The following is a 19,680-nucleotide window of genomic DNA, read 5'->3' on the forward strand; positions in this document are numbered from 1 at the left end:
CCCAGCGCGCGACCTCGGTCAGCAGCGCGTCGCCCACGCCCCGGCCGCGCGCCGCGCGGGCGACCCACACCGACCGCAGCTCGGCGACGCCGGGCCCGGCCGGGATGCCCCTCGCCAGCCCGACGGGGCGGCCGGAGCGCACGGCGACCACGTTGTGCGCGCCGGGTAGGGTCAACCGGGCGCGCCAGCGCGCGCGTTCGCCGTTCTCCCAGTCGGCCAGCCGAGGCGTGAACGCCTCCGGCGCCTCGCGGAGCGCCGCGAGCCTGGCGTCCCGCCACAGCGGCCAGTCCCCCGCGCCGCCCACCACCCGCAGCGTCACGCCGCCAGCGGCGTCGGCCCCGTTCGCCCTGTCGTTCTCCTCGCCGTTCATACCTCCCATGGTGCGGCGCGGGTCGGCCGCGATGCGCCCGGGCGGCGGCGAGGGGCCGGGCCGGTCGTGGTGTGATGGGGGTGGCAGGAGCGACCATCCTCGACCAGACCATCTCCCTAACCACCATCCCGAGAGCGTGAGAGAAGGCGTGAGGGTTTCATGAGCACGCACTACGACGTCGTCGTCCTGGGCGCGGGGCCCGGGGGCTACACCGCGGCCGTCCGGGCCACCCAGCTGGGGCTGCGGACCGCGATCGTCGAGGAGAAGTACTGGGGCGGGGTGTGCCTGAACGTCGGCTGTATCCCGTCCAAGGCGCTGTTGCGCAACGCCGAGTTGGCCCACATCTTCCAGCACGAGGCGGAGACCTTCGGCATCCGCGTCGAGGGCAGCGTCAGCTTCGACTACGGGGAGGCGTTCCGGCGCAGCCGCAAGGTCGCCGAGGGCCGGGTGGCCGGGGTGCACTACCTCACCAAGAAGAACGGCATCACCGAGTACGAGGGCCGGGGCACCTTCACCGACCCGCACACCCTCCAGGTCACGTTGAGCGCCGGCGGCTCGGAGACCGTCACGTTCGACCACTGCGTCATCGCCACCGGCGCCACCACCCGGCTGCTGCCGGGCACCCGCCTCAGCGACCGGGTGGTCACCTACGAGGAGCAGATCCTCAGCGAGACCCTCCCGAAGAGCATCGTGATCGCCGGCGCCGGCGCCATCGGCGTGGAGTTCGCCTATGTGCTGCGCAACTACGGCGTGGACGTCACGATCGTCGAGTTCCTGGACCGCGTGGTCCCGTTGGAGGACGCGGAGGTCTCCAAGGAGCTGGCCCGGCAGTACCGCAAGCTGGGCATCAGGGTGCTGACCTCCACCCGCGTCGACGCCATCGACGACACCGACCCCAACGCCCCGGTGCGGGTCACCGTCACCGACGCCAAGGGGCAGCGGCAGGTGTTGGAGACCGAGAAGGTGCTCCAGGCGATCGGCTTCGCGCCCCGCGTCGAGGGCTACGGCCTGGAGCGGACGGGCGTCCAGCTCACCGAGCGCGGCGCGATCGCGGTGGACGGCGTCAGCCGCACCAACGTTCCGCACATCTACGCGATCGGCGACGTCACCGCCAAGCTGATGCTGGCGCACGCCGCCGAGGCCATGGGCGTCATCGCGGCCGAGACCATCGGCGGCGCGGAGACCATGGAGCTGAACTTCGCCATGATCCCGCGCGCCACCTACTGCCAGCCGCAGATCGCCAGCTTCGGGCTGACCGAGGCGCAGGCGAAGGAGCAGGGTTTCGCGGTGAAGACCGTCAAGTTCCCGTTTACCGCCAACGGCAAGGCCCACGGCCTGGGCCAGCCGTCCGGCTTCGTCAAGCTGGTCAGCGACGAGACCCACGGCGAGCTGCTCGGCGCCCACCTCATCGGCCCCGAGGTCACCGAGCTGCTGCCCGAGCTGACGCTCGCCCAGCAGTGGGACCTCACCGTCCACGAGGTGGCCCGCAACATCCACGCCCACCCGACCCTGGGCGAGGCCGTCAAGGAGGCCGTCCACGGCCTGGCGGGGCACATGATCAACATGTGACGACCGGGCCGGGCCCCCGCACCGGTCCGGGGGCCCGGGCCCGGCGGGGGGGCCACCGCCTACTCCCGGCGTCGTACGCGCGGTGCGCGCGTGGTGCCTACCGTGGGTGGGTGACTGCCGAGGCGCCCTCCCCGCGTGTTCCGTCCGGCCTGGCCAGGGATCTGGCGCTGAGCGTGGCCGTGTGCTGCGTGACGGCCGTGGACCTGGCGTCCAACGTGCCGGGGTCCCGCGAGGACGACTGGCTGAGCTGGGCGCTGCTGGGCCTGACCGTCCTCGGGCTGTGCTGGCACCGGCGGCGGCCGCTGTTCGCCGTGGTGGTGACCGGCGTCGGCACGTTGGGCTGGACGTTGGCGGGCCATCTGGGCGAGTTGCTGAACCTGCCGTGGATGGTGGCGCTGTACTTCCTGGCCACCTCGGGAGACCGGCGGCGCACCCTGTGGGCCGGTTGCGTGGCGGCGCTCGCCTCCGGGGTGGTCGCCGTGCTGGCCGGGCGCGAGGAGGGGCGGTCGATGCCGTCCCCGGTGCTGGAGATGGCGATCCCGCTGGTGCCGCTGCTGCTGGGCGAAGTGGTGCGCGGGCGGCGCGAGTTGACCGCCTACTACGCCGAGCGGGCGCACCGCGCGGAACGGGAGCGCGAGCGGGAGGCCGCGCGCCGGGTGCGCGAGGAACGCATCAGGATCGCCCGCGAGTTGCACGACATCGTGGCCCACACCGTCTCGGCGATGACCGTCCAGGCCGGCGTCGCGCTCGACGCGTTGGACCGCCGGCCCGAGCTGAGCAGGGCCGCGCTCCGGCAGGTGCGGGAGTCGGGGCGGGAGGCCGTTCGGGAGCTGCGCACCGCCCTCAGCGTGCTGCGGGACGACGAGGCGGCCCCCGTGACGCCGGCGCCCCGGCTGGCCCAACTCCCCGAGCTGATCGCCCGGTTCCCCGGCGACCGGCCCCGGATCGCGCTGCGCGGCGGGGAACTCCTCGACGGGACGCACCCGTTGCCGCCCGTGGCGGAGCTGGCGGCGTACCGGATCGTTCAGGAGGCGCTCACCAATGTGGTGCGCCACTCGGCGGGCCGCCACGCCACGGTCGCCGTCGGCCTGGACGCGCGGCGGCGGCTGGTGGTCGAGGTGGTGAACGAGGGCCCCACGCGCGCCGGCAGCGGCGGCGCCGGCCTGGGCCTGGTCGGGATGCGGGAGAGGGCCAACGCCATCGGCGGCACCCTGGACGCGGGACCGCTGCCGGGCGGCGGCTTCCGGGTGCGCGCCACGCTCCCGGCCGCCGACACCGCCGACGCGGCGGACGCCGACCCGCACCGGGCCGACCCGCTTGAAGCCGGGACCGAGCCGGCGCGGGGGGAGTGAACGGTGCGCGCGCGTCGGCCCCAGCGCTCGCGGCCTCCCGGGACGCCGCCCCGCCCCTACCCTGGCCCCATGGCGCACCCGCGTTCCCCCGAGGACGTTCCCGCACCCGTTGGCGAAGCCGCCGGCGCCCCGGACGCCAGCCCGGAGGGCCCCGCCGCGCGGCGGGTGCGGGTCGTGCTGGCCGACGACCAGACCGTGGTCAGGGCCGGGTTCCGCGCGCTGCTCGACCTCAGCGACGACCTGGCGGTGGTCGCCGAGGCGGCCGACGGGGAGCAGGCGGTGCGCGCGGCCCGACTGACGCGCCCCGATGTCGTGTTGATGGACATCAGGATGCCCGGCGTGGACGGCCTGGAGGCCACCCGGCGGATCGCGGCCGACCCCGGGCTGGCCGCGACCCGGGTGCTGGTGCTCACCACCTACGAGGCGGACGAGTATGTCTTCGAGTCGCTGCGCGCCGGCGCCGGCGGGTTTCTGCTCAAGGATGTCGAGCCGGACGAGCTGCGGGAGGCGATCCGCACCGTGGCCGCCGGCCGCAGCCTGCTGGCGCCGGCCGTGACCCGCCGGGTGATCGAGGAGTTCGCGCGGCTCCGCGCCCCGCTCGCCGACGGCGACCGCCGCCTGGCGGGGCTGACCGGGCGGGAGCGGGAGGTGATGGCCCTGGTGGCGGCCGGGCTCAGCAACGAGGAGATCGGCGCCCGGCTGACGATGTCCCCGTTGACCGCCAAGACCCATGTCAGCCGGGCCATGACCAAGCTGGGCGCCAGGGACCGGGCCCAGCTGGTGGTCATCGCCTACGAGACCGGCCTGGTCAGGGCGGGCTCCGGCGAGTAGCCCCGCCCGTTCCCCGGCGGCCCCACCCACCTCCCGGCCCCGTCCCGTTGCCGGGCCCGGCCCGTTCCCCGGCACCGCCCGCGCCTACTCCCGGCGTCGTAGCGGCCGACTCCCGGCGGCGGATGGCGGGCGCGGGCCGCGCGCCTAGCGTCGGCGGCGTGATCGAAGTACACGCACTCACCAAGCGCTACGGCGACCGGGCCGCCGTGGACCGGCTCTCGTTCGATGTGCGCCCGGGCCGGGTGACCGGCTTCCTCGGGCCCAACGGCGCCGGCAAGTCCACCACCATGCGCCTGATCCTCGGCCTGGACACGCCCACCTCCGGCAGCGCCTGGGTCGGGGGGCGCCTCTACCGGGATCTGTCCGCGCCGTTGTGCGCCGTCGGCTCGCTGTTGGACGCCAAGGGCGTGCACGGCGGCCGTTCCGCGCGGGCGCATCTGGCCGGCCTCGCCGCGTCCAACGGGCTGCCGCGCCGGCGCGTCGACGAGGTGCTGGAACTCGTCGGGCTCGACCCGGCCACCGCCGCCCGCCGCACCAAGGGCTTCTCCCTGGGCATGGGCCAACGGCTGGGCATCGCGTCGGCCCTGTTGGGGGACCCCGAGGTGCTGATGCTGGACGAGCCGGTCAACGGACTGGACACCGAGGGCATCCGTTGGATCAGGAACCTGATGCGCTCGCTGGCCGCCGAGGGGCGCACCGTCTTCCTCTCCAGCCATCTGATGAGCGAACTGGAGCTGACCGCCGAGCACCTGATCATCATCGGGCGCGGCCGGCTGCTGGCCGACACCCCGATGCGGGAGTTCATCGACCGGCACTCGGGCCAGGGCACCCTGGTGCGCTCCCCCGAGGCGGAACGGCTGCGCGCCGTGCTGGAGGACGCCGGCGCCAGGGTCAGCGCCGACGCGCGGGGCGGCTGGCTGGCGCGGGGTCCCTCGGCCGAGGCCATCGGCGAACTGGCCCGCGCCCACGACCTCGCGCTCAGCGAACTCACCCCGCGCCGCTCCTCGTTGGAGGAGGTCTACACGGCGATGGTCGCCTCGGCGACCGAGTACCGGGGCACCGCCGAGGGGCCCCAGGAACCTTCCCGAGAACGGAGTGACACCCCATGACGAGCGAGATCGTGGCGCCGGCGCCCGGGCGGCGGCGGGAGGCGGCGGTGCCGGCCGGGCGGGCCGGGTTCCGGGAGGCGCTGGCCTTCGAGTGGATCAAGTTCCGGAGCCTGCGCTCCACCCTCTGGGTCACCGCCGTGGCGACACTGCTGCCCGCGCCCGGCGCGGTGCTGGTGGCCGCGACCGAGAGCATCCAGCCGGAGGAGACCGTGCTGGGCGGCGCCCTCACCTTCGCCACGCCGGCGCTGATGCTGGCGGCGGTGCTGGGCGCGCTGGTGGTCTGCGGCGAGTACGGCAGCGGAACGATGCGCTCGACGGTGGCCGCCGTGCCGCGCCGGGGCACGGTGTTGGCGGCCAAGGGGACGCTGCTGGCCTGCCTGCTCTACGCGCTGGCGCTGCCGTCCTGCGCGGCCGCCTACCTGGTGGGCGACGCGCTGCTGGACGACACCCACGCGCAGGGCGATCCGCTGCCGGCGCTGTTCGGGATCGCGGCCACCTTCCCCGTGGCCGGGCTCTTCGGGCTGGCCGTCGGCGCCCTGATCCGGCACGGCGCCGGCGCGATCACCTCGGTGATCGCCGTGCTCCTGCTGCCGGGGATGCTGGGCCCGCTCTTCGGGCCGGCGGAGCGCTGGGTCGCCGGCGTCTCCCCGACGGCGGCGCTCCAGAAGCTGACCCAGTCCTCGGAGGCCGCACCGGAGTTGGCGGGCTCGCTGGGCGCCTGGCCCTCGCTGCTGCTGGTCGCCGGCTACACGGCGCTGGCCCTGATGGGCACGGCCGCCCTCTTCCAGCGCCGCGACGTGTGACCGCCTTCCGGCGCCGCGACGTCTGACCGCCTCCCGGCGCCGCGACGTGTGACCGCCTCCCGGCGCCGCGACGTCTGACGGGCGGGCCCGCCGGCGCGTGTCCCGGCGGCCTCGCACGCACCCTCACCCCGTCACGCCGACCTCGGCCAGCCGCTCCCGCAGATCGCGCTCGATCCGGCTGAGCAGGCGGGAGACCCGCATCTGCGAGACGCCGAGCCGTTCGGCGATCGCGGCCTGGGTCATCTCGTGGAAGTACCGCAGGTAGAGCACCCGTTGGTCGCGCTCGGGGAGGCGGCGCAGGGTGGGCCGCACGGCCGCCCGGGACAGCACCCGGTCAAAACCGGGGTCGGCCGCGCCACAGGTGTCGCTCAGCGTGTGGCCGTCCCCGGTCTGGTTCAGCTCCGCATCGAGCGAAAGCGGTCGGAAGCTGTCCAACGCGGCCAGCCCCTGGCGGACCTCCTGCCGGCTGAGCCCGCTGGCCTCGGCCAGCGCCGCCTCGTCGGGCGGACGGTCGTCGACCGGGCCGGCGAGCCGCTGCCGCGCGGTGCGCACCCTGTTCCGCAACTCCTGGGTGCGGCGCGGCACATGGACGCCCCACAGGTGGTCCCTGAAGTGACGCCTGATCTCGCCGACGATGGTGGGCACGGCATAGCTCTCGAAGGCGTGGCCGCGCCCCGGGTCGAAGCCGCGCACCGCCTTCACCAGGCCGAGGGCGGCGACCTGGGAGAGGTCCTCGGCGCTCTCGCCGCGCCCACGGTAGCCGCGCGCCAGGCGTTCGGCCATCGGCAGCCACGCGGCGGTCACGTCGCGGCACAGTCGGTCGCGTTCCTCCCCTTCCGGAAGCTTCGCGATCCGTTCGAACGCCCGGAGGGTGTCGGGGGCGTCGTCGTGGGGGCGGGGGGAACGGCGTCGGGCCCTCGCGCCGGCCGCCCCGGGCCCGGCGTCGGGGGACCCGGCGGGGCCTCGTTCCTTCACCCGGCTGGCGGGTCGGGCCCTGGCGCGCGTGGCGCGCCGCGTGGTGGTCGTCATCTCGGCTCTCCCAGACCGTCAGAGGTTCCCGAACTGCCTTCGGGAAGGTGCCTTTTGTCCGGAGCACGTCCTTGGCCCCTGCCCGACGCACCGGGCGGTAAACGGATCGAACGGCGGCCGGACGACGCGGGGACTGGCGTTGGCATCGGTTGCCCGGTGATCGAACGCGCCACACGGTGACAGCAGGCGTCTAGGAGGTGCCCATGGATGTTCTTGTACTGATCGGCCGCATCCTCTTTGTGCTGCTCTTCCTTAACTCGGCGATCGGACACCTGACCCAGACCAAGGGGATGGCCCAGTACGCCGGCTCCCAGGGCGTCCCGTTCCCCTGGCTCGCGGTCTTCGGCTCCGGCATCCTCCAGCTGGTCGGCGGCCTGATGGTGCTGCTGGGCGTGTGGGCCGACCTGGGCGCGCTGCTGCTGTTCGTCTTCCTGGCGCCGACGGCGGTGATGGTCCACCGGTTCTGGCGGGAGGGGGACCAACAGGCCCGGCAGAACGCCCTGATCCAGTTCCTCAAGGACCTCTCCCTGGCCGGCGCCGCGCTGATGCTCTTCGCGTTCTTCGCCCACACCGGCGACGACCTGGGCCTGACGCTCACCGGACCGCTGTTCGACATCGACTGAGCGCCCCTCCCCCTTCGCCGGGCGCCCCCGCACCCGAACGCCGGACGCCGCGGGTGGTCGATCGACTACGATCACACACCGCCGTCGCCGCACCTCGGGTGACGGCGAGTCGACGCGACGAGGAGAGACGGTCGCGGGCGCCGGGTGCCGCCGGGAACCCTCGACCGGGCCCTGCCGTTCCATAACCGACGAACGGGGCGAAGGGGGCTGCTCGGTGAACCTGCTCGATGTGCTGCTGCTGGTGGCGGCGGTCGCGGCGGCCTTCTCGGGGTTCCAACGCGGGCTGATCGCCGGCGTGGTCTCGCTCGCCGGCTTCGTCGGCGGCGCAGCGCTCGGCGTGTGGCTGCTGCCGTTCTTCGTGGACCAGTTGACGCCCGGGTCGGTCGCCGCCACGGTGGTCGCCCTGCTGGTGGTTCTGGTGCCGGCGGCGGTCGGGCAGGCGCTGGCCTGGCCGTTGGCCCTCCGCCTGCGGAACGCGGTGCGCTGGGCGCCCGGCCGCTGGCTGGACGGCGCCGGCGGCGCGGTCTTCAACGCGGTGGGCGTGCTGCTGGTGGCCTGGATCGCGGCCAGCGCCCTGGTGCCCACGCCGTCCCCCGGGCTCAACCGCGAGGTCCAGGGCTCGGCGCTGCTCGGCGCCGTGCAGGACCGGATGCCCGAGCAGGCCCCCACCTGGTTCAGCCGCGCGACGCACGCGCTGAGCGACGCCGGCTTCCCCCAGGTCTTCAACCCGTTCGAGAACGACCCGACCGTCGACGTGCCGCCGCCCTCGGGGGACAACGTCACCCAGGCCGCCGCCGTCGCCGCCGAGCAGTCCACCGTCAAGATCAACGCGAGCGCCGGCTTCTCCGGCGGCCAGGAGGGCAGCGGCTTCGTCTACGCGCCGGAGCGCGTGGTCACCAACGCCCATGTGGTGGACGGCGCCAGCGTGGTGGCCGTGCAGGTCGGGGGCGTGGGGCAGCGCCTTGAGGCCGAGGTGCTGCTGCTCGACCCGGACATCGACGTGGCGGTGCTGGCCGTGCCCGGGCTCCAGGCCCCGGTGCTGGAGCTGGCCGGGGACGCCAGCCGGGGCGATCCTGCGGTCGTCGCCGGATACCCGGAGAACGGCGGCCTCGACCTGCGCGCGGCCACCGTCGCCAGCCGCACCACCGCCCAGGGCCAGGACATCCACGGGCGGAGCGTGGTCAGCCGGGACATCTACGCGGTGCGCGGCCTGGTCCGCCCGGGGAACTCGGGCGGACCCCTGCTCACCACCGAGGGCCAGGTCTACGGGATGGTCTTCGCCCGCTCGGTGACCCACTCCGAGACGGGCTATGTCCTGACGGCCGACCAGATACGCCCCCACCTGGAGCAGGCGGGCTGACCGCGCTCACGCCCCAGGCTCCGCCCCGGTCAACTCCCCGGCTCCACCTCGGTCAACACCCGGCGGACGGCCTCCGGCGTCCAGTACCCGCGCGCCCCTGGCCGGTCCGCCAGATAGCCGGCGGCCCGGTCCGCCGGCCAGCCGTGGCCGGCCATCAGCCCCCGGCCCAGCATCCGCAGATAGGCGGCGGCCGGCGCGTTCCCCGGGTGGGTGTCCACGCTCCAGGGGGCGGTGAGCGTCAGCACCGGCACGCCGGCCGACGCCCCGAGGCGGACCAGCGTCTCGTAGCGTCCGGGACCGAGGCGGGCCCGGCCCGAAGCGCCGAGCAGGGTGAGCGGATCGAGATCTCCGCCGGCGGCCCGCCCCATCTCCTGCGCCGCTATGTCGGCGAACTGCTCGGCCGTCAGCAGGTGCGCCACCGCCGGCGTCTCGCCCCCGGCATCCGGATCGAGAAAGGCCCGCCCGCCGGTCCACACCGCCGACTCGGTGGCGAAGTAGAGCGCGCCCGGCACCGTCACCGGCACGGAGCGGGCCGGCGGGCTCGGGTCCCGACAGCCCGGATACACCCGGAGGGAGCCGGGCGGCCGGCCGCCCCGGAGATAGCAACCGAGCCGCTCCGGCCACATGTTGGAGCCGTAGGCCGCGTACCAGACCAGGGCGGGCGCCGTCATCCGGCCTCAGCTCCGCGCGGGCAGGTCGTCGATCCACGCGTAGCGGGTGCCGCCGCCCTCGGTCGAGCGCAGCTGGTAGAGCCCCGAGCCCGCGTCCTCCTCGGGCCCGCGTCTCGCCGCCAGCATCAGGGGCAACGGCACCTGCCCGGTGATCAGCAGATCGACCGTCCGGCCGTGGCGTGGCCCACCGTCGAAGCGGACGCGAATCACATGGTGCGTCGAAGGGGTCTCAGCCATGGCGCCAACCTAACCAGGCGGCACCGACAGCGACATGCCGCGCACCCCGGGCCATCTCCGCCGCGACCGGCGGTTTTCCGGAACCACAGCGGGTCAGGCGCACCCCAGACTCCCTCGAAAGAGTGAGGTCGGGAACGCCCGTCGCACCCCCCGGCGCACGCGCCCGCGTCAGGGCGCCGGCCGGCACACCGAACGCTGCCGCCCCAGCCCCTCGATCTCCAACTCCACCACGTCGTCCGGGGACAGATACGGGAACCGGCCGGAGAGCGCGACGCCCTCGGGCGTTCCGGTGTTCACGATGTCGCCGGGCTCCAGGACCAGATACCGCGAGATGTGATGCACCAGCTCGGCGACGGAGAAGATCATGTCGGCGGTGCTGGAGTCCTGGCGGGGCTCCCCGTTGACCCAGGAGCGCAGCCTCAGCCGCTGGGGGTCGGGCACCTCGTCGGCGGTGACCAGCTGCGGACCCAGCGGGTTGAAGGTCTCGCAGCTCTTGCCCTTGGACCACTGCCCGCCGGACTCCTCCAACTGGTAGGCGCGCTCGGAGACATCGTCGCTGACCGCGTACCCCGCGACATGCGCCAGGGCGTCCTCCGGCGAGTCCAGATAGCGGGCCCGCCGGCCGATCACCACCGCCAGCTCGACCTCCCAGTCGGTGCGCCGCGAGCCCCTCGGGATCAGCACGTCATCCCGGGGGCCGACCACGGTGTTGGGCGACTTGTAGAAGAGGATCGGCTGCTTCGGCGGCTCGGCGCCCGACTCGGCCGCGTGCGCCGCGTAGTTCTGGCCCACGCACAGCACGGCCGACGGCCTGGCCACCGGGGCGCCCACCCGCTCGCCCGCGATCTCGGTGCGGGGCAGCAGGGACGGGTCGGCCAGCAGGGACGGGTTCTCGGCGAGGGCGGCGAGGAACGCGCCGTCGATGTCGTCGGTCACCGGCCGCAGGTCGAAGTGGCCCCCGCCGTCCGGGGCCACCAACACCGGCCGCTCCCGTCCCGCCTCACCGACGCGCATCAGACGCATGATCCGCTGAACTCCCCTGCTGCTCGTGGCCGTTGCCGACCGTGACCGTATCGCCCCCGACCGTGGCGGCCGGAACGCGCCGGCCGTTCCGGTCACGGCGGGTTCGGTCCGGAAGGATGATCAAGAAGACCACTCTTCCCCAGCGGGAGCCTTCGCTCAACCGTCCGGCGCGGGATTCCACCAACGCGCCCGTTGTCCACAACCTGTGGACAACGAGGCCGGCCGGCGGGTCACCGGGACGCCGGCTCGTCGCCGCGCGGCGGCTCCCCCGTCGCCGCCCCAGTCTGGCCGCCGGCGGCCGCGACGCCCCGGTCACCACGCGCCGCGTCGGCCACCTGCCGGCCGAACGGCCGCCAGGCGACCAGCGTCAGCACGCTCATCAGCGCCGCCGAGATCCAGAACGGCCCGGTCACCCCCAGCAGGCCCGCGATCGGCCCGCCGACCAGAGCGCCCAGCGCGGCGCCGCCCATGGAGAACATCATGAAGACGCTCTCCACCCGCCCCCGCAGCGCGTCCGGCACCGCGCGCTGCCGCAGCGTCCTGATGACCACCCGGAAGACCGCGTTGTGCGCCCCGAAGAGCAGCAGCACGGGGGCGGCGAGCCAGACCGTGCCGGCCAGCGCCAGCCCGACATGGGTCAACGTCTCCAGCACCAGCGCCGCCCGCAGCAGCAACGGCGGCCCGAACCGCGCGTGCAGCCGCGCCGCGCACAGCGCGCCCAGCAGCCCGCCGGCGGCGCTCGCCGAGTACAGCAGCCCGTAGCCCACCTCGCCCAGGCCGAGGATCTCGGTCGCGTACAGCACCAGCAGCGAGAACCCGGCGACCAGCGTCACGTTCATCAGCGTCAGCACGATCGCGACCAGCCGGATCACGGGCTGGTTCCACAGCCAGCGCACGCCCTCGGCGATCTCCGCGCGCACCCGGCGCCGCTCCCGCGCCGGCGTGCGCGCCGGTGCTGGCGCCGGCGCGGGGAGCGCGCCGCGCAACGACGCGATCAGCAGCGCCGCCACCACGTAGGTGGCCGCGTTCACCCCGAACGGCAGGGCGACGGCCACCGCGAAGAGCGCGGCGCCGAGCGGCGGCGCGGTCAGCTGGTTGATGACGGAGTAGACCATCTCCATCCGCGCGTTGGCGCGGGGCAGGTCCTCGACGCGCACGGTCGCGGGAAGCAGCGAGACCGACGCGTTGTCGCCGAGCGTCTCGCAGGTGCCGAGGAGGAAGGCGACCGCGTAGATCACCGGGACGCTGACGGCGTCGCCCCAGACGGCGAGCACCAGCCCGCCGATCAGCGTGGCCCGCAGCAGATGGACCACCACGATCAGCCGCCGCCGGTCGATCCGATCCACGACGACGCCGCTGATCAGCGAGAACAGCAGCCAGGGCAGCCGTTGGACGAAGACCGCCCAGCCCACCAGGGCCGGATTGTCGGTGATCGAGGCGACCAGCAGCGGCACCGCGGCGAGCAGCACCCCGTCACCGACGTTGGCGATGGCGGTCGCCCCCCACAGCGTGGCGAAGGGCCGCCCCAACCCCCGCCCTCCGCCGCCGACTTCCCGCCGTCCCCGCACTCGCATCGGCGCAGCCTAGCCACGCCGCCGGGCGTGCCCCAGCGAATTACCAGCCGGCGGGGCGGAGATGGCCGACGGCGGTCTCGCGGTAGCGGTCGCCGACACCGATGCGGCCGGCCGGGCCCCACACTGTGCCGTGCGCGTGCGACCGGGCCGATCCCGCCCGGTGGACCGTGATCCCTTTCCCCCGGAGCGCGCCCGGGGCGACGGGTCAGGGCTGGCCCATCGTTCGCAACGCCTCGGTGGTGACGGCCAGGTGATGGGAGGTGGCCCAGGCGCGCCACTCCGTTGCGTTGCCGGCCTTCGCGCGCTCCCCACGGGCGCACCTGGCCAGTTGCGCGTCTCCCCAGGAGGTGGCAGCCCCCCGAGCGGGCCAGTGCTCCGATTCGAGGAGGTCGCGGCTGATGGTGAAGAAGTCGTCATTGCCCGGGAGCCTCTTCTCGGCAACGTAGACCTGCCAGTCCTCGCCGACCGTGTACCGGATGTGGGGAACGGGTCGACGGCGGCCTCGGGAGGGGGCCACATGGGCGACGCCGTAGTCGCCGAAGTGAGGCTGGCCGCCCTCGCTCTCGCGCGCCACCTCGCGCCACAGCGCGGCATCCCACCGGTGCACGCGGGTCGGCCCTCCCCGAGCCATCCACCGCACCGACTTCGGGAACGCGCCCGCGGCCACCACCGCGCTGCGCCACGGCGCCTGGCGCGCCCAGCGCAGCGCGTGCGCCACCGGCGGCACCGCGCCGGCCACCGCCGCGTCGTCCGCGACGTGGCCGGCGTCCAGCACCAGGTCGACCTGCTCGGGCGCCAGGCGCACGGTTCGCAGGACAGCGCCGACGTGACGCGATGCCATCCCCAGGTTCGCCGGGATGTCGAAAGCGTCGACGCGAAGGACCGCTCCCCGCCCGTGGGCCCGTTGGACGTCGCGCACCTCGGCCAACGCGCCGGATGCGTCGTGTGGCCGGAAGACCGGGACCAGGGTGAGCAGCCAGGCACCGAACGCCTCGCTGAGCCAGCTCAGCGGCCGCCCGTTCCACACCCCGCCAACGGGACCGTGGTGCCAGAGATCACCGCAGTCCACCGCGATGTCCAGCCCCTTCGGCAGTCGACGCCGCGCGTTGTCATAGAAGGTCTCCAAGACGTCCCGCAGTCGCTCGTCATGGACCACCTCCATGATCGGATGAACCCCGGCCCGCACCTCCGGTTCCATCTTCCCGAGCGCGGTGAACTCGCCGCGTTTTCCTTTCAGAATCGGTACATACAACATCGCCGCCCCCAGGGAGCCACGCGCGTCCGCCCTCGTGGGAGGGATTGATTCGAGCGTGCGGCCCGGAAGAAGGGGCGAACAGGGCGGAAACAAGACACCGGACCGAAATCCGCCTGGTCACCGCAGTCGCGCGCGCATCGGACAGGACGTCGGGCGGTGGGGCCCGGGAGGTCACCACGCGCCGGGAGAGGCAGCGGCCAGTCCTGGACCTCCCCGATACCAGCTCACAGCTGGTCAACTCCGGTGCGCCGAACCGCCGTCGGGCGCGGCGGCGCGCAGTTCCGTGAGGAGGTCGAGGGTGCGCCTCCGTTCGTCCTCGTCGCCGACGGCGCTGAAGACGAGTTCGGTCACGCCGGCCGCCGCGAAGCGGGCGATCTCGTCGGCGAGGGTGGCCTCGTCGCCCAGGACGGCGGCGTCCTGGGGGCCGGAGAGGTGTTGGAGGTCGAGGACTCTGCGGTAGCTCGCGAGGCCGCCGGCCGCCCCGAAGGCCGTGGCCATCTCCTGGCGGAGCTGGTCGGGTCGGGAGGTGACGGCGCCCACGACGACCGCGACGACGCGGGGCGCGGGACGCCCCGCCGCCCGCGCGGCCTCCCGGACGCCGGGGGCGATGCGCTCGGCGATCAGGTCGGGCCCCGCCCAGGTGGTGACGGTGCCGTCGGCCAACTCGCCGGCGATGCGCAGCATCACCGGGCCCAACGCGGCCAGCAGCACCGACGGCGCGCCGGCGCCCGGGGCTTCGAGCGAGCCGGTCGCCGAGAGGGACTCGCCCCGGTGGTCGACGGTCTCGCCGCGCAGGAGAGGCCCGAGTATCTCCAGGTACGCGCGCACATGCCGGGCCGGGCGTTCGTAGGAGAGCCCGTAGGCGCCCTCGATGATCTCCCGGTGGCCGGGGCCGATCCCCAGGGTGAGGCGGCGCCCTCCCGTCGCCGCCTGCGCGGTCAGCGCCTGGGCGGCGAGGGCCAGCGGGTGGATCGGGTAGGTCAGCACGACGGCCGTGCCCAGGGCGACGTCCGGCACCTCGCGTCCGGCCAGCGCCGCCAGGGTCAGCGGGTCCCACCCCCTCAACTGGGAGAAGTAGACGCTGTCCAGCCTCGCCGTCCACGCGGCTCGGACCTCGCTCACCACGGCGTCCAGGGTGGAGCCGACTCCCGTGACATTCGTGCCGATCAACATGGCGACCTCGCATCGTGGAACTGGAAGGAACGAAAGAACCGGAAGGACCGGTGGGACCGGAAGGACCGGTGGGGACGGTGAAGTGAGAAAGTGAAGCTCATCTTCATGTTGAGCAGCATAGCCTGAGATCCGGCCCGGGAACGGACCGGCCGGCAACTGCGCGGAGGTGGACGGATGCGGGCGGACGCCCGACGCAACCGGGAACGGATCGTCGCCGGAGCACTCGACCTGTTCGCCGCGCGCGGTTCGGCCGTCTCGATGGAGGACATCGCCCAGGCGGCGGGAGTCGCGGTCGGCACGCTCTACCGGCACTTCCCGCACCGCCACGCGCTCGTCGCCCAGATCGCGGAAAGCGCGCTGACCGACCTGTTGGCCGTCACCCGCGAGGTCGCGGCGGGGCGGGGCACCGGCTGGCAGCACCTCGACGAGATCGCGCGGCACTGCGCCGGGCTGCCCCTCGCCCTGGTCAAGACCCTGATAACGGAGCTGCCGCACAACGACGTCCTGGAGCGGCTGAACGCCGAGAGCAACGCCTCGCTCGTCGCGATCGCCGCGCGGGGCCAGCGGGACGGCAGCGTGCGCGCCGACCTCGCGCCCGAGGAGGTCGTCGAACTCTTCAGCATGGCGACCTGTCGGGCGGGCGCCAAGGCCGGCGACTCCGTCTCGACGGTGATACTCGACGGACTCCGAGGCGGCGGCACGACCCGGGCGACCCCGGCACCGGACGAGCCCCGCCGCTGAGCCGGGAAAGGGCCGCGCCACGGACCGCGAACCGCGCGCTCCCTCCACCCCGTCTGCCCCATGTGCCCCGTCTGCCCCATGCGCCCCGGCGCATGACCAACCGGCCGCGCGCCGGCGCGCGTTCAGGCGCCGGGGGCACCTTCAGGCGCCGAGCGCGCGTTCAGGCCGTTGCGCCCGCGCGCGCGACGCGCTCAGGGCTCCATGCGCGGGGGCTCGCCCCGCGTCGTGGAGACGTCGATCACCGAGAGCGAAGCGCCCTGCGGGTCGCTGAGGGCGGCCATCCGCCCGAAGGGGCTGTCCGTCGGGCCGCTGTGCACCGTGCCGCCGAGCCGCTCGGCGGTCCGGACGGCGGCGTCGCAGTCCGGCACCGCGTAGTAGACCTCGATCCGGGGCGCGGCGGAGGCCGGGGCGTCCGCCGGCGGCACATACCGTCCGCCGACCATCCGGTGGCCGACGTTCCACACCAGGTAGTCCATCTCCTCCCCCGGCGCGCTCTCCATCCGCCGGGCCCGGAACGGGAAGACGCCGGGGAAGAACGCGTCGGCCGCCGCCGGGTCGCGGGTGACGACCTCGCTCCAGACGAAGGCGCCGTTGGCGTCGACCCGGCCGAAGCCCGGGTGCCGGCCGGGCTGCCAGACGCCGAAGAGGACCCCGCCCGGGTCCCAGCCCAGCAGCATCGCGCCCAGGTCGCCGACCTCCATCGGCTCGGCCAGCAGCTGGCCGCCGTGCTCCCTGATCCGGTTGGCCGTCGCGCCCACGTCAGGCGAGGCGTAGTAGAGCACCCAGGCCGGCGGCACCTCCTGGCCCGGCAGCTGCGGGGAGAGCCCGGCGACCGGCTGGCCGTCCGCGAACGCCTGGGTGTAACGCCCCTCCGCCGCGGCCTCCTCGTCGAAGGTCCAGCCGAACAGCTCGCCGTAGAACGCCTTGCCGGCCCTCAGGTCGGGCAGGGTGGCGTCGGCCCAGCAGGGCACGCCCTCGGGAAAGCCCCAGGGAGGGCCATAGGCGTGCCCCTCGTCTTGACCAGCCATGGGTGCGACCTCCTGAACGGCTCGCGGCGGATGAACGCGCGCCCCGCGCGCACGGCACGCACAGCGCGCACGGCACGCACGGCGCGTGCGCGGCTTTTGCGCCGGTTTACGTTCCTCCACGCTAGCCACCCGCGCCCCGTCCCGCAGGTCCGGGAACGCGCGGGTTCCCGTGAGGTCCCCGCCCCCGAGGCGGGGCGGGCGAGGACAATGGGCGGGATGAGCACCCTCACCCCGCCCGAGTCGTCACGGCTGCCCGAGCCGTTCACCGCCGCGTTCACCCAACGGCCGCACGCCGTGCTCGCCGAGCTGCGCGAGGCCGCCCCGATCCACCATGTGGCGCTGCCCGACGGCTCCCCGGTGTGGCTGGTCACCCGGGACGCCGACGTTCGACCGCTGCTCGCCGACCCCCGACTCTCGGTCAGCAAGCGGCACGCCCGCACCCGCTGGGCCGGCTTCGCGCTGCCGCCCGAACTCGACGCCAACCTGCTGAACATGGACGGCGCCGACCATCTGCGGCTGCGCCGGCTGGTCTCGCACGGCTTCACCCCGCGCCGGGTCGCCGCGCTGCGCGGCGCGATCGAGGCGGCGGCCGCGTCCTGCGCCGAGGCGCTGACCACGGATCTGGTGGCCGAGTTCAGCACCCCGCTGCCGCTGACCGTGATGAGCGACCTGTTCGAGGTGCCGGAGGCGGACCGCCGCCCGTTCGCCGGCTGGATCTCGGCGATGCTGGCGCCGCCCAGCGCCCGGGCCGCCGCCGAGGCGCTCGCCGGCGTGCACCGCTTCCTGCTGGAGCTGGTCGCCGAACGCCGGGCCGCGCCGCGCGACGACCTGCTCTCGACGTTGATCGCGGCCAGGGACGAGGACGACCGGCTGAGCGAGGAGGAGCTGATCTCCCTCGCGTTCCTGCTCCTCGGCGCCGGGATCGAGAATGTGCAACACACGCTGTCCGCCGGCCTGTTGGCGCTCAGCCGGGAGCCCGAGCAGCTGGCGGCGCTCCAGGCGGACCCGGGGCTGCTGCCGGGCGCCGTGGAGGAGTTCCTCCGCTACGCCCACCCCAACCTGGTGGCGCTGCGCCGCTTCGCGACCGAGCCGCTTGAGGTCGCCGGCGCCACCATCCCGCGCGGTGACACGGTCCTGCTCGGCCTGGCCTCGGCCAACCGCGACCCGCGCCGGCACCGCGACCCCGACCGGTTCGACATCCGCCGCCCCGACCCGGCCGCCCAACTGGCCCTGGGTCAGGGCGTCCACTACTGCCTGGGCGCGCCGCTCGCCCGGCTGGAGCTGACGGTGGCCCTCACCACCCTGCTGCCCCGGCTGCGGCCGCACTGCTTCACCGACCCGGCGTGGAGCACCAGCTTCCGCTCCCACGCCCTCAGCCGGCTGCGGCTCGCCCCGGCCGACCGGCCGACCCCGCCCCCCGGGCCGCCGCGCGCCGGGAACGCCTGACGGCGGCCGCCGGGCGGCCGCTCCGGCGGCGTGCGGCGGTCACGGGATCACCGGTAAGGATGAACCACGGCGGGGCGCTGGCGACCGGACCGGGCCGCCAAGCCCCCGCGCGAACGGGGCGGTTCGCGGGCGGGTGAGGCGCCGGGACGGGGTACACGGGTGGGTTCGTTGTGTCACCATCTGCCGCGTTCGGCACATTCGTCGGGCGACTCACTCGTCGCTGAGCCGCGCGCCCGCTCGCGGCGGCGCGGTCTCACCGGAACTCAGGCGAAAGAACCGTGAAGATCACCTTCCTGCTGCACAACGCCTATGGCATCGGGGGCACCATCCGCTCGGCGGCCAACCTCTCCGCCGCGCTCGCCGAACGCCACGAGGTGACCGTGGCCAGCCTCTACTGCCATCGGGACAGCCCCGGCCTGGACTTCGACCCCCGGGTCAGGCTGGTCGGGCTGATCGACCAGCGGGAGGGCTCCAAGGACCTGGCCCTGCCGGCCGCCGACCAGCCCAGCGAGGTCTTCCCCGCCTCGGTCGGCGGGGTGTCGGCGCTGAGCGACCAGCGCATGGCGGACTATCTGGCGCACAGCGACGCCGACGTGGTGATCAGCACCCGCCCGGTGCTCAACGTCTATCTGGCCCGCTTCGGCGTGCCGGGTCGCTGTCTGCGGATCGGGCAGGAGCACTCGACGTTGACGGTGCGCGAACAGGCCGGGCACCGGGAGCTGCAACTGAACGCCGTCGCCCAGCTGGACGCCTTCGCGCCCGTCTCCAGCAACGACGCCGCCGCCTACCGCGCCGCGCTCCCGGAGGCGGCCGGCCGCATCCGGCACATCCCCAACTCCTCGCCGGCGCCGGCCGTCACCCGGTCCACCGGCGAGAACCGGCTGGTGGTGGCGGCGGGCCGGCTCGTCGCCCAGAAGCGCTACGACGTGCTGATCGACGCGTTCGCCCGGCTGCGGGAGGAGTTCCCCGACTGGGAACTGCGGATCTACGGCAGGGGCCCGCTCCGCGACCCGCTGCTGGCCCAGATCGACCGGCTCGGCCTGGCCGGCCGGGTCCGCCTGATGGGGGCCGTCGCTCCGCTCGACACCGAGTGGGCCAAGGGCGCCATCGGCGCCGTCTCCTCCACCTGGGAGTCCTTCGGGCTGACCATCGTCGAGGCCATGGCCTGCGGACTTCCGGTGGTCTCCCGGGACTGCCCCTACGGCCCGTCCGAGATCATCACCCCCGACGAGGACGGGGTGCTGGTGCCGATGGACGAGGGGGACGAGGGGCTCGCCGCGGGGCTGCGCCGGCTGATGGTCGACCCCGAACTCCGCCGCCGGATGGCGGAGAACGCGATCCGCACCGCCGCCCGCTACGAGCCGGCGGTGGTCGCCGAGGCGTACGAGGAGCTGTTCACGGCCCGGCCGCGCGGCGGCGGGGTGCGGCGGCTGCGGGGCCGGCTGCGCCGCCGCCCGGACCGGCGGCTGGTGGTGGCCGCCAGCGC

19 protein-coding genes are annotated in these 19,680 nt (G+C 74.4%); 10 read left to right on the forward strand and 9 right to left on the reverse strand.

What is annotated here, in order from left to right; translation table 11 throughout:
- Positions 1-370, reverse strand: a 370-nt coding sequence (locus tag EBN88_RS19685; RefSeq protein WP_147472772.1) for a GNAT family N-acetyltransferase, incomplete at its 3' end; no start/stop codon positions are given.
- 159 nt (positions 371-529) lie between these two features.
- On the opposite strand from EBN88_RS19685, the gene lpdA reads away from it, so the two are divergent.
- The 5 genes from lpdA to EBN88_RS19710 all read left to right on the forward strand — a co-directional run bounded on the left by lpdA (position 530) and on the right by EBN88_RS19710 (position 6,034).
- On the forward strand, positions 530-1,939 hold the full coding sequence (gene lpdA / locus EBN88_RS19690; RefSeq protein WP_122185229.1) for a dihydrolipoyl dehydrogenase: 1,410 nt from the start codon (positions 530-532) through the stop codon (positions 1,937-1,939).
- Positions 1,940-2,049: 110 nt separating this feature from the next.
- Positions 2,050-3,291, forward strand: coding sequence for a sensor histidine kinase (locus EBN88_RS19695; RefSeq protein ID WP_122185230.1), 1,242 nt, complete (start codon positions 2,050-2,052; stop codon positions 3,289-3,291).
- A gap of 69 nt (positions 3,292-3,360) precedes the next feature.
- A complete protein-coding gene (locus EBN88_RS19700; RefSeq protein ID WP_122185231.1) occupies positions 3,361-4,122 on the forward strand; it encodes a response regulator in 762 nt (253 codons plus the stop codon).
- A 158-nt stretch (positions 4,123-4,280) separates the two neighbouring features.
- On the forward strand, positions 4,281-5,231 hold the full coding sequence (locus EBN88_RS19705; protein WP_122185232.1) for an ABC transporter ATP-binding protein: 951 nt from the start codon (positions 4,281-4,283) through the stop codon (positions 5,229-5,231).
- A complete protein-coding gene (locus tag EBN88_RS19710; RefSeq protein WP_122185233.1) occupies positions 5,228-6,034 on the forward strand; it encodes an ABC transporter permease subunit in 807 nt (268 codons plus the stop codon). Before EBN88_RS19705 ends, EBN88_RS19710 begins: the two co-directional genes overlap by 4 nt.
- Before the next feature lie 123 nt (positions 6,035-6,157).
- On the opposite strand, the gene EBN88_RS19715 is transcribed toward EBN88_RS19710, so the two are convergent.
- The gene (locus EBN88_RS19715; RefSeq protein ID WP_122185234.1) at positions 6,158-7,063 is read right to left on the reverse strand and encodes a SigB/SigF/SigG family RNA polymerase sigma factor; all 906 of its coding nucleotides are present in this window, start codon (positions 7,061-7,063) and stop codon (positions 6,158-6,160) included.
- A 203-nt stretch (positions 7,064-7,266) separates the two neighbouring features.
- Between EBN88_RS19715 and EBN88_RS19720 the strand changes: the two genes are divergently transcribed.
- Both EBN88_RS19720 and EBN88_RS19725 read left to right on the forward strand, forming a co-directional pair.
- Positions 7,267-7,686, forward strand: a complete 420-nt coding sequence (locus EBN88_RS19720; RefSeq protein ID WP_122185235.1) for a DoxX family protein — start codon at positions 7,267-7,269, stop codon at positions 7,684-7,686.
- Positions 7,687-7,900: 214 nt separating this feature from the next.
- Positions 7,901-9,046 (forward strand): MarP family serine protease, encoded by a 1,146-nt coding sequence (locus tag EBN88_RS19725; protein ID WP_122185236.1) that lies wholly within the window; start codon positions 7,901-7,903, stop codon positions 9,044-9,046.
- Between the two features lie 29 nt (positions 9,047-9,075).
- On the opposite strand, the gene EBN88_RS19730 is transcribed toward EBN88_RS19725, so the two are convergent.
- The 6 genes from EBN88_RS19730 to EBN88_RS19755 all read right to left on the reverse strand — a co-directional run bounded on the left by EBN88_RS19730 (position 9,076) and on the right by EBN88_RS19755 (position 14,979).
- Positions 9,076-9,717: a histone deacetylase gene (locus EBN88_RS19730; protein ID WP_122185237.1), complete on the reverse strand. Its 642-nt coding sequence runs from the start codon at positions 9,715-9,717 to the stop codon at positions 9,076-9,078.
- 6 nt (positions 9,718-9,723) lie between these two features.
- Entirely contained in the window at positions 9,724-9,954 is a 231-nt protein-coding gene (locus EBN88_RS19735) for a hypothetical protein (protein WP_139669718.1), read from the reverse strand.
- A 168-nt stretch (positions 9,955-10,122) separates the two neighbouring features.
- Positions 10,123-10,977 (reverse strand): fumarylacetoacetate hydrolase family protein, encoded by an 855-nt coding sequence (locus EBN88_RS19740; RefSeq protein ID WP_122185239.1) that lies wholly within the window; start codon positions 10,975-10,977, stop codon positions 10,123-10,125.
- Between the two features lie 230 nt (positions 10,978-11,207).
- Positions 11,208-12,506 carry an MFS transporter gene (locus EBN88_RS19745; protein ID WP_199742420.1) on the reverse strand — a complete coding sequence of 433 codons (1,299 nt, stop codon included), beginning with the start codon at positions 12,504-12,506 and terminating at the stop codon, positions 11,208-11,210.
- Positions 12,507-12,756: 250 nt separating this feature from the next.
- Complete coding sequence (locus tag EBN88_RS19750) at positions 12,757-13,806, reverse strand: beta family protein (protein WP_122185241.1); 1,050 nt, start codon at positions 13,804-13,806, stop codon at positions 12,757-12,759.
- A gap of 234 nt (positions 13,807-14,040) precedes the next feature.
- Positions 14,041-14,979, reverse strand: coding sequence for a TIGR03564 family F420-dependent LLM class oxidoreductase (locus tag EBN88_RS19755; protein WP_122185242.1), 939 nt, complete (start codon positions 14,977-14,979; stop codon positions 14,041-14,043).
- 174 nt (positions 14,980-15,153) lie between these two features.
- Between EBN88_RS19755 and EBN88_RS19760 the strand changes: the two genes are divergently transcribed.
- Complete coding sequence (locus EBN88_RS19760; RefSeq protein ID WP_122185243.1) at positions 15,154-15,720, forward strand: TetR/AcrR family transcriptional regulator; 567 nt, start codon at positions 15,154-15,156, stop codon at positions 15,718-15,720.
- Positions 15,721-15,911: 191 nt separating this feature from the next.
- On the opposite strand, the gene EBN88_RS19765 is transcribed toward EBN88_RS19760, so the two are convergent.
- Complete coding sequence (locus EBN88_RS19765; protein WP_122185244.1) at positions 15,912-16,748, reverse strand: VOC family protein; 837 nt, start codon at positions 16,746-16,748, stop codon at positions 15,912-15,914.
- 216 nt (positions 16,749-16,964) lie between these two features.
- Between EBN88_RS19765 and EBN88_RS19770 the strand changes: the two genes are divergently transcribed.
- Complete coding sequence (locus tag EBN88_RS19770; protein ID WP_122185245.1) at positions 16,965-18,194, forward strand: cytochrome P450 family protein; 1,230 nt, start codon at positions 16,965-16,967, stop codon at positions 18,192-18,194.
- A 278-nt stretch (positions 18,195-18,472) separates the two neighbouring features.
- Positions 18,473-19,680: glycosyltransferase (locus EBN88_RS19775; protein WP_147472773.1), on the forward strand; the 1,208-nt coding region annotated here is incomplete at its 3' end.

Source organism: Streptomyces triticirhizae (genome assembly GCF_003696235.1).
GTDB lineage: Bacteria > Actinomycetota > Actinomycetes > Streptomycetales > Streptomycetaceae > Streptomyces > Streptomyces triticirhizae.

Excerpts from the sequence above, each read along its gene's own strand:
- EBN88_RS19700 (WP_122185231.1), top strand. The coding sequence starts at position 3,361 with ATGGCGCACCCGCGTTCCCCCGAGGACGTTCCCGCACCCGTTGGCGAA.
- EBN88_RS19765 (WP_122185244.1), bottom strand. The coding sequence starts at position 16,748 with ATGGCTGGTCAAGACGAGGGGCACGCCTATGGCCCTCCCTGGGGCTTT.
- EBN88_RS19740 (WP_122185239.1), bottom strand. The coding sequence starts at position 10,977 with ATGCGTCTGATGCGCGTCGGTGAGGCGGGACGGGAGCGGCCGGTGTTG.
- lpdA (WP_122185229.1), top strand. The coding sequence starts at position 530 with ATGAGCACGCACTACGACGTCGTCGTCCTGGGCGCGGGGCCCGGGGGC.
- EBN88_RS19760 (WP_122185243.1), top strand. The coding sequence starts at position 15,154 with ATGCGGGCGGACGCCCGACGCAACCGGGAACGGATCGTCGCCGGAGCA.
- EBN88_RS19750 (WP_122185241.1), bottom strand. The coding sequence starts at position 13,806 with ATGTTGTATGTACCGATTCTGAAAGGAAAACGCGGCGAGTTCACCGCG.
- EBN88_RS19755 (WP_122185242.1), bottom strand. The coding sequence starts at position 14,979 with ATGTTGATCGGCACGAATGTCACGGGAGTCGGCTCCACCCTGGACGCC.
- EBN88_RS19715 (WP_122185234.1), bottom strand. The coding sequence starts at position 7,063 with ATGACGACCACCACGCGGCGCGCCACGCGCGCCAGGGCCCGACCCGCC.
- EBN88_RS19710 (WP_122185233.1), top strand. The coding sequence starts at position 5,228 with ATGACGAGCGAGATCGTGGCGCCGGCGCCCGGGCGGCGGCGGGAGGCG.
- EBN88_RS19770 (WP_122185245.1), top strand. The coding sequence starts at position 16,965 with ATGAGCACCCTCACCCCGCCCGAGTCGTCACGGCTGCCCGAGCCGTTC.
- EBN88_RS19730 (WP_122185237.1), bottom strand. The coding sequence starts at position 9,717 with ATGACGGCGCCCGCCCTGGTCTGGTACGCGGCCTACGGCTCCAACATG.
- EBN88_RS19735 (WP_139669718.1), bottom strand. The coding sequence starts at position 9,954 with ATGGCTGAGACCCCTTCGACGCACCATGTGATTCGCGTCCGCTTCGAC.
- EBN88_RS19720 (WP_122185235.1), top strand. The coding sequence starts at position 7,267 with ATGGATGTTCTTGTACTGATCGGCCGCATCCTCTTTGTGCTGCTCTTC.